Source organism: Haladaptatus paucihalophilus DX253, from assembly GCF_000376445.1.
GTDB lineage: Archaea > Halobacteriota > Halobacteria > Halobacteriales > Haladaptataceae > Haladaptatus > Haladaptatus paucihalophilus.
Map to the genome: position 1 here is coordinate 106500 of NZ_AQXI01000005.1, position 8875 is coordinate 115374.

An 8875-nucleotide genomic window follows, 5' to 3' on the forward strand; every position below is an offset into this window, starting at 1 on the left:
TTTAATTAGTCATTGTTGACGTTGTCTTCCTGTATCTTCTATTATGGTATAATATTCAAATTCAGATTATAAACCGATAATTTCATCCGTATCAATTAATCACCTTACAATACATCAACGATGGTTTGCTGTACAGTATCGTCTACATGTGTTGGCCGGTTCTCATTAAAAGGGGGTGGGTAGTGTGTCATCATTGGATCCACCCCCTAGCAAAGATAGTCCTGGAATTTTCGGGTTCGTGAAGAATGCAGTTGAAGAGAGACTTGACAAGTGGCAAGCATGGCCTGCGAATATTTTCAAATTAGAGTTAGAAAAGGCGGGTGTTTACCAGAATTTTTCTGGCCGATGTTTGCTAGAGTTGGCTGATAACGACGAAATTGAACGCATATACATTGATAACATTCCGTACATGAAATGGGCGGAAGAAGAACATTCATTAGAAGAGTCGCAAATCAAAGAGGCAACAGAAACGTTCTACGACTTCACAGATGGTAGCCATAAATCGACATTTCCTGAATTAACCCTCTATGTAGCATTATCTAAGGAAAAAGAATTGATCAATGATGCTGTCCAAATCGACGTTCATCCAAAAGGTCACTATACATCTCTACTTCGGGGCATTGATAACGAAATTGACGGTTTATTGATGTTGAATCACGAATATTTTCCACTTCAAGTTTATAATGGAATGCAATTGATTTCTGATACAGTGGGTAATGGGCGACAGAAGAAAGTCAAACAAGCAATTGATGTCTCAACTGATGAGAATCCACCCAGCAATCCAGTGTTGATATCTCATCTTGCAGCAGAGAATGTTCGAGATGTTATGCGGTCGTATAATGGCACGGTTATTGATACACAGAAACTCATTGCTTGCAAAGAAACTAATCCAGACTTAGCAGATGCAGCGCGATTCTTAAATGTTCGTGACTGTGTAGAAATCATACCACGTTTACAAATAAGAGACGGACTTAGTTTGGACGGCAAGCGATTTGATGAACTTGTTTTCAATGTACCACATGCAATTATCCCTCGGAAAATGGCACCTGCAGCAACCCAGCTGCCGGATTGGTATCGCCGCATCGTTCGCGGTGCACTCCATCTACTCTACGTAAATACGTTTTATCGGCGAGCAGATAACCGAACAAAGAGAGAAGCGAGTATACTTGTTCAGGAAGCATTTCACCATCTTCTCAGAAGTGACCATGGGATGAATGTTGACAGGTTCATCGATACAGGGTGGAATGAATTTCGCCAACGGTACCGAAATATAAAATATGCGGAGCAGCGACAAGACTCGATTGAACAACAAGCCCGAGAATACGTCTTAACACTCCGCAATCACAATGTGCTAACTCAAAATGGAGACACAATCTATGCACGTGCTTCTGACCATCCCCATTCGTCACTTTCGTTCCCTTCTGGCTACTAAATATCTGAACTGACTTATTCGGACAAGAAACCCCCAATCTGTTTTCACTTTCACAACCGAAGCCGACCGACTCGACGTACGAAAGAGACAACTATAGACGACAATAAGTCTTAGTGACCAGATTCGATTAGATCCTTATTCGCGATTTGACGCCCATGCGCACGCATCTTCCGGAAGATCTTTTGCCCCAAGGGAAATCTGAACTGTTTTCTGAAGCTTGTCTGCAGACTTCTGATCTTCTATCGGTTGATCCCAAGAACTGACAATATTATGTAGGTCTTCAGTCGGATCTCCATCTTCACGGAGTTTAACACCCATTCTACACGATCGGATCCCTTCCCAAACTTTTCCCCAAGAAAATACGGCTCTGTGATCAATTGCATGGTGTTCCCTGTCTTTACAATAGCAAACCGCTCTTCTTAGATCATCAATGTCTGTTGAGACAGAGATTTTGGTAGCTCCTGCTGGTATATCGTGAACATCAATAAAGAAAACTCGGGGTAGTTCTCTCCGTTCTAATTTGCCTCTAGAATATATATGGTAAATTAATTTTGAACTAAGAAGAGGTGGTTTGAGATCATTCCTCGTGGGGAAAACTGGCAGAGTATAGAATGCCATCCGTGAATGTGGAAAATAATACTTTAACTGACTATGCTGTTCCTTATCTAATTCATACTTATAGTAATTTTCCTTTGTATTGGAACCATTGAGCCGGATTGAGCCCTTAGTACGGAATGCTTTGAATTGGAGAGCAAAAATTTTTAGCCAATTCCAATCAATTGAAATATCATAGCCAAAATCTTTCTCTTCACCACGAGTTGGATTCACAGCAACAGCATATTTAAATACTTTCCTGATATCTTGCAGTAGTTCGTGAGTAACATTCACCTCTAATGTATTTTCAGTTGGAGGTCTATCAGATGAACGTCCTACATGCATAATCTAAATCTATACGAAGGTGGTATATATTTACCTGTAATCTGCATATCCACTGTGTCAGTCACACGGTCTTTGACACAAAATCAGCAGATCGCCATCGTGCGCTGGTTAGATGGTGCAAATTGACGGAGCTTCAATGACGCTGTCGAAGGTGACATCTATTTATCGATCCAGTTAATATTTCACTTTCACTCTAGTTGGCAAAACTTTATATCTATTCTGGACAACAATTCGGCATGCCAGTGTATGCTATTTGTTACGACCTCAATAACCCAGGCCAGGAATACGACGAACTTTATAACGATATCAAGAAGTACGGATCTTGGTGGCATCATCTGGACTCCACATGGTTGGTTGAGACGTCCTCTTTGGCCAGTGACATTCGAGATGACCTAAAATCGCATCTCGACTCAAATGACGAACTGCTTGTCGTTAAGCTATCTGGAGCTTGGGCTTCGTCGGGAGTCGATAGTAGTGGAACGGATTGGCTTTATGACCATCTGTAATCGTTGAGTAGCTAGTGGAGATTGCACATTGACGATAGGAAGCAAAGCGTCTGAGTGGATTCAGTACCTCATAGCGGTCGCAAATCTCTCCAACGAAAATCCATTTGCTCCCCATCGCTAAACTGAACCCGATATATCCGATTATCGCGCTTGTCACCAGTGACATCACTCGCATTATCAGCAATGATTTTGGTAACCTTTCCCTTTCGACCATGGGCGGTCTCAAAGTCAGGATCAGTCTCATCAGGAATATCGACACGGATGCGATCCCCTTCACTGAAGCGGTGCATGAACGCCACTAGAAGATGTTGACGGTTATAACCACCTGAAATCTACCTAATACCACCGAAGCTAGACCTCTCTCGTTACAGTACCGAATTGGGCATCGGTTTTCAAGCGTGTAGTCTAGAACGATGCTCTCAGGAGCAAGTTTAGTTATCCAGTAAGGAGAGGTCCATTAAGACGAAGCCATTCACGGCGGTCTTCATAGTCTGGGATCACTGACCCAACTGCATTCCAAAACCCAGCTGAATGGTCGTCGTACTTTGCGTGAGCCAGCTCATGTACCGCGACGTAATCTTGAATTCGAACTGGGGCCCGTACAAGTCGCCAGTGCAAACGAATACTCTCATCCTCGTATTCGCCCCACGCCCGCGAGAGGTCGCAGACAGCGATTGTCACACCCTCTGCGCCAAGTTTTGGAGCGTACCGATCCACACGTTTGGGTAAATCGTCTTCGGCCTGTCGATAGTACCAATCTTCTACGGCTTGGCGCTTTCGCCGGACACTCACTTCATCGGATGGCTTGTCGCGTTCGTGGACGGTAAGGATGAATCGATCACCGTCAAATGACAATTGTGGTTCGGGTACATCGCCGGTCTCAACGTCGAGATAGTAGTGTCGTCCTCGGTAGACCAATTTCTCACCACTCATGTACTCTTTATCTCGTGGTGAGTTCGCTTGTTTTTCAAGACCATAGAACGTCTTCATCAACCATGATTGCTTGTCGTCCAGCACTGTCTCGATATCGTCTAGCGTCGCCGTCATCGGAGCACAGACAGTGAGCTCCATCGACTCGTCCATAGAGAGACTGATTGTCTCACGGTCACGCTCCCAATCAATCTCGTAAGGAATGACAATCTGGCCGATATGATACTGCCGCATGAGCATTATTGGTAGTGTTCCCGAGCAAGTTCTATGATACGGTTCGTGAGTTCGTCGCGCTCGGCCGCATCCAACTCAAGATCTGATTTGTACAGCTTGATTTTGACGTTCTTTCGTATCTGTTGTTGGATGTTCACTTTCTTCTTCCACTCTACAACAGCTGCAAGACGTTCCACGGCCGTAGCAATTTCCGCCGTTAACGCGACAAGTTTCTCCTGCTCGATGTTGTGATCTCCCCTTTCGAGGACATCTTCGAGCGCGTGATAGAACGAAAGTTCCGTCGTGTTAGCAAGGCCTTTCGACCGAGCCAATTGCTTTCGTGAACGAATTTCGTCCATCACCGCGTGAAGCTCTTCGATGATCTCCTGGTCGGTCAGTCGCTTTTGTTTGTACTTCTCGATGAGTTCCTCGACGCGTTCCTGGAGCGAACCATACTGAACGGGGTCCTCGTTGAAACGAACCGAGATTTCGTGTTTCACTGCATGTCGCATTTCACTCGCCCGTGCTTCGTCGCTCTCTAATCCTTCAATCTTCGCACTGAACACGCCCTCATCCATGATGGACACGGGATCCTCATTTAGCACGTCGATACCCTTCGACCGGATATGCTTCTGGATGAGTTCACGCACCTTCTCGCCACAGCCCTCCAAGTTCATCGAGTCGTCCCGGTAGCGCTGTTTTGCTCGGGCGAATATCTCGCTGAGCCGGTCGAGATCGTCTTTGTAGGGATTTGCCATGGGGTCCGGGAACACGATGTCCATCAACTTCAAGAAGCGCTTGTATGCGTTCTTGAACTCGATGCGGGTGTCTTCGGGTTCGAGTGTCTGAAGGCATGTCTCCATGTCGTCGAGGTCGTCGAAGAATCCGACCGCTTTCGCATGGGCGGCTTCTAGTTCCGGCTGCTTGTCCTCCAAGGGAACCATGGCGTGCTTGATATCGTCGTCGCTGAACATCGCCAGAGCCGTCTTGAGGTCGTCGGAGATACCGTAGTAGTCGACGATAAGCCCATGATTCTTCTCCGGGAATGGTCGATTGACGCGAGCGATAGCCTGCAGGAGATTATGCTCTTTCAGCGGTTTGTCGACGTACATCACCTGTGCAACCGGGGCGTCGAAGCCGGTGAGCAGCATATCACACACGACGAGCAGCTCAACTTCCCCGTCCGGGTCGACGAATTCCTCTTTGTACTTCGAGAGTTCAGTATCGCTCGGTGCCCATTGTTTGACCTCCTCAGGGTCGTTGTGGCCGTGCGAGATGATCACACGAGATTCTGGGCCGTTCAGCTCGTCCAGTTGCTTTTTGTAGCGTATGGCGGCCCGTTTGCTAGTCGTTACGACCATCCCCTTGAACGGTCGAGCGATCTCGTTCTCGAAGTGCTCGACAATGTCCAGCGTCACTTCCTCGATTCGTGATTCGGCTTCGGCGAGATCACGCTCCTTCGCGTATCGTTTCTGAATCTCGGCTTTCTCCTCGTCCGTTTTGTCGCCGAATACACGGTCAAAGATGCGGTCGAGGTTCGCGCCTTCGAGGTGGATGTCGGCGAGGCGGCCTTGGTAGAGGATTTCGACAGTCGTGTCGTCTTCGAGCGACTGGTCGATGGTGTAGGTGTCGATATAATTCCCAAATGTCTGGCGCGTGTTCTTCTCGTCCTTCTCGATTGGCGTCCCCGTGAAACCGACGTAGTAGGCCTCAGGGAGTGCCGTCCGCATATTGTTTGCCAACTTCTTGTACTGTGTTCGGTGAGCCTCGTCGACCATCACGTAGATATCGTCGCTTCGGGAGAGCACCGAGAAATCACGCTCGTCATCGTCGTGGAGTTGGAACTTCTGAATGAGCGTCGTAATAGTCTCACCCGCGTTGGTGCTGAGCTTCTCGCGAAGGTCAACCATGTCTTTGGCCTTCTTTGGATTCGGAAATCCGCAGCGCTCGAACGTGGCGTGAATCTGGTCGTCGAGTGCAGTCCGATCGGTCACAAGCAGCAGCGTCGGGTCTGGTTTCGCCCGGCGGAGCTTCAGACCGAGAAAGAGCATCGTCAGCGATTTGCCCGACCCCTGGGTGTGCCAGATGACCCCACCTTGGGCTTCCCGTCGGCTCCGGCGGTCGATGCGCTCCAGTGCCTTATGGACGGCACGGTACTGCTGGTAGCGCGCGACGAGTTTTACCGTCCCGCTCTGTTTGGTGTCGAAGACGGTGAAGTGGCGTAGTTGGTCCAACAGTCGCTCGTGGTCGAACAGCGCGTACAGCATTCGGTGCTGGGGGGAGACAAAGTCGACGCCAAATCGGTCGGCGAGGTGGTCGTCGTCGACTGGGTATGGGTCACGCCACGGTTTGTACTGCCCCTTCGGTGTTCCGTAAGTGCCCATCACCGCGCCCTCGTACCACGTCGCCACGGAGAACTGGTTGTACCGGAACAGCTCTTCCGCGCCTTCTTTACCGGTCTCAGTGCGCTCATTCTGGTAGCGCTGGAGCTGTTCGAGTGCTTCGCTTCGCGGTTCGGCGATGGTCGGGGCCTTGCACTCGATGACGCCGAGCGGGATGCCGTTGACGAACAGCACGATGTCGGGTTTGATAATCTCAATCGGTCCCTCGACGCGGAACTGGTTGAGCACGAAGAAGTCGTTGTTCTCCTGAGTCTCGTAGTCGATGTACTTGACCGTCTGGTGTTTCAGCCCGTGGCCGCGGTCCTGTTTGACCGACGTGTGGCGAATGAGTTTTTCGTGAATCTGCTCGTTCTCGGCCTTCGTGCTCGTCCCGGCGACCTGCTGAATTTCCCTGACTGCTTTGTTCAGGTTGTTCTCGTTAATCCACGGATTCAAGCGCTCGACGGCGGCCCGAAGGCGCGGTTCGAGTACGGCCGAGGATTCCGTTTCGCGCGGGTCGTGCCACGTGGTGCTTTGTTGGTCGACGACCTCCCAACCGAGTTGCTGAAGCGTGTCGAGCGCAGGACGTTCGGACTCGGCGTACTCTTTGGGCATGGGTTAGTTGTCGGTGTTGACGCGGACTTTTCCGGTGAGGAGATCCTGCATGAGGCCACGTTTGAGGTCCTGAAGTTTCTGTTTGTACTCTCGTTCATTCTGAATCCGCTTTTTCACCGCCTGAATCACCTCAACAATACGATCTTGCTCTGTTCTGCTTGGAACTGGTATAGGCATACTTAGCAGGTCAGACCCAGCAAGGTTCTTTTGGCTCGAACCTCTGGCAAGAACATCCACTTTTTTACTTCCTACTGAGCTGTTGACGTACTCTCGAAGAAACAGTGGGTTCAGTCCATCGTCCAACCGGAACCGTATCATGTATGCGCCCGGAACTGTTGGTATTTCGTAATCATCCCAGATTGTACAAATACCACAGTAGGCACCTGTGCGGCTAATTATGAAGTCGCCTTTTTTCAGTAGATGATCCTCAAAATCACTGGGATCTAAATCTGCGAGAGGCATAGTCTCATGATTGATTCCGCCATCATCATTCAGATCTGTAGTACGTAATGTTGCAAGGGCACCATTCTCATCATATTCATCCGAACTGAAACGAGGGCCGTAAGCACTATCAGTGGTAAATTCTGAGAGCGGAGCAATATCCCAGTCAAGAGGTGCTTCAATCAACCGGCGAGTGCCTACTTCTCGATCATCAGAATAACCAGTGGTGAATAAGTCCTTTTGAACTCCGGAAAGCAGTTCGTTTGTCTTCTCGATAATCACGTCTGTCTGCTGAATCCGCTCATCGACAGTCGAGAGTATGTCGGCGATGCGGCGTTGTTCGGGGAGTGAAGGGAGCGGAATCTGCAACCCACCTTTGAATACGTCACTCGGGACACGCTGGCGGCCGGTCGAACCCTCCATGAGAGAGATGGTGACTGACCGGAACTCGGGGAGGTTCGAGAGATAGTATACGAACTGCTCGTCAGTCACCCCTTTTCGTGGATGGAATACGAGGAACTCGGTTGAGCCAGAACCCACCTCCGTCTCTAACCCATTTATGAATGCAATCTTCCCGTTTTCCGTGCACGGCGTAATCTTGGCGTAGACGGTATCTCCGTTTTTGAACCACGTCGTCGTGCAATCGTCCTTCTCGCGCTCAGTCCAGTATTCGATGGTTTGCTTGTCCTCGTCCACAGCGTCCATCGGGAGGTAGTTGAACGGACCATTATCAGGCTTGTCGTACCGGGGGTTAAGTTCGATAGCCTCCTCAAAGGGCACCGCGTCCCACTCTTCCGGAATCGCAATCGAACGGGGTCCCAGTCGGACAACGTTGTCGTCCTCGTTGCGGTTCGACTGCTCAATTGCTTCACTCATCGGTATTCCAACTCCTCCATGTATTGCTGAAACTCCTCGTCGGTCTTCCGACGCTCTTCAGCCAACTCATCCAACTCCCGAAGTTTCTCGCTCACGTCGATGGGTTCCTCGGGTTCGGTCGTATCGACGTAGCGCGGAACGTTCAGGTTCCAGTCGTTCTCCTCGATTTCTTCCAAATCGACCAGCCGACTATGGTGGTCCTCCTCACGTCCTGTAAGATGCGTTTCGGCCAGATACTCGACACCCTCCTGTGTCAACTGGTTCTGATTCGAGAGTTCCTCGAAGACCTGCACGCCGGATTCCCGAAGCGTCTGGTCCTCTGCGTAGATGAACTGAACCTTGCCCTTGCGCTCCTCGGGCTTGTCCTTGTTCATGATGAGGATGCACCCGGGTGAGCCAGTGTTATAGAACAGATTCTCGGGGAGTGCGATGACGGCCTCAATGAGGTCGGCTTCCAGAATCGGCTTGCGAATCTTCTTCTCTGAGCGCGAGCGGAACAACACGCCGTTATCCATCACGATGCCTGCCTTCCCGGTCTCCGA

At 49.7% G+C, this 8875-nt stretch carries 7 protein-coding genes; 1 reads left to right on the forward strand and 6 read right to left on the reverse strand.

The window, feature by feature from the left end:
* The first annotated feature begins 238 nt into the window (after nucleotides 1-238).
* Complete coding sequence (locus B208_RS24070; RefSeq protein ID WP_139025499.1) at nucleotides 239-1432, forward strand: hypothetical protein; 1194 nt, start codon at nucleotides 239-241, stop codon at nucleotides 1430-1432.
* Nucleotides 1433-1567: 135 nt separating this feature from the next.
* Here the strand turns inward: B208_RS24070 and B208_RS24075 are convergent, their stop codons facing one another.
* The 6 genes from B208_RS24075 to B208_RS0122485 all read right to left on the reverse strand — a co-directional run.
* Entirely contained in the window at nucleotides 1568-2371 is an 804-nt protein-coding gene (locus B208_RS24075; protein ID WP_139025498.1) for a hypothetical protein, read from the reverse strand.
* Between the two features lie 574 nt (nucleotides 2372-2945).
* Nucleotides 2946-3167, reverse strand: a complete 222-nt coding sequence (locus tag B208_RS25145; protein ID WP_073096793.1) for a hypothetical protein — start codon at nucleotides 3165-3167, stop codon at nucleotides 2946-2948.
* Nucleotides 3168-3312: 145 nt separating this feature from the next.
* A complete protein-coding gene (locus B208_RS0122470) occupies nucleotides 3313-4047 on the reverse strand; it encodes a M48 family metallopeptidase (RefSeq protein WP_007979266.1) in 735 nt (244 codons plus the stop codon).
* Entirely contained in the window at nucleotides 4047-7016 is a 2970-nt protein-coding gene (locus tag B208_RS0122475) for a type I restriction endonuclease subunit R (protein WP_018129195.1), read from the reverse strand. The genes B208_RS0122470 and B208_RS0122475 overlap by 1 nt, the downstream gene beginning before the upstream one ends.
* A 3-nt stretch (nucleotides 7017-7019) precedes the next feature.
* Nucleotides 7020-8333 (reverse strand): restriction endonuclease subunit S, encoded by a 1314-nt coding sequence (locus B208_RS0122480; RefSeq protein ID WP_007979264.1) that lies wholly within the window; start codon nucleotides 8331-8333, stop codon nucleotides 7020-7022.
* On the reverse strand, nucleotides 8330-8875 hold a 546-nt coding region (locus tag B208_RS0122485; RefSeq protein WP_018129196.1), incomplete at its 5' end, for an N-6 DNA methylase. The genes B208_RS0122480 and B208_RS0122485, both read right to left, overlap by 4 nt.

Excerpts from the sequence above, each read along its gene's own strand:
- B208_RS24075 (WP_139025498.1), bottom strand. The coding sequence starts at position 2,371 with ATGCATGTAGGACGTTCATCTGATAGACCTCCAACTGAAAATACATTA.
- B208_RS25145 (WP_073096793.1), bottom strand. The coding sequence starts at position 3,167 with ATGCACCGCTTCAGTGAAGGGGATCGCATCCGTGTCGATATTCCTGAT.
- B208_RS0122470 (WP_007979266.1), bottom strand. The coding sequence starts at position 4,047 with ATGCTCATGCGGCAGTATCATATCGGCCAGATTGTCATTCCTTACGAG.
- B208_RS0122475 (WP_018129195.1), bottom strand. The coding sequence starts at position 7,016 with ATGCCCAAAGAGTACGCCGAGTCCGAACGTCCTGCGCTCGACACGCTT.
- B208_RS0122480 (WP_007979264.1), bottom strand. The coding sequence starts at position 8,333 with ATGAGTGAAGCAATTGAGCAGTCGAACCGCAACGAGGACGACAACGTT.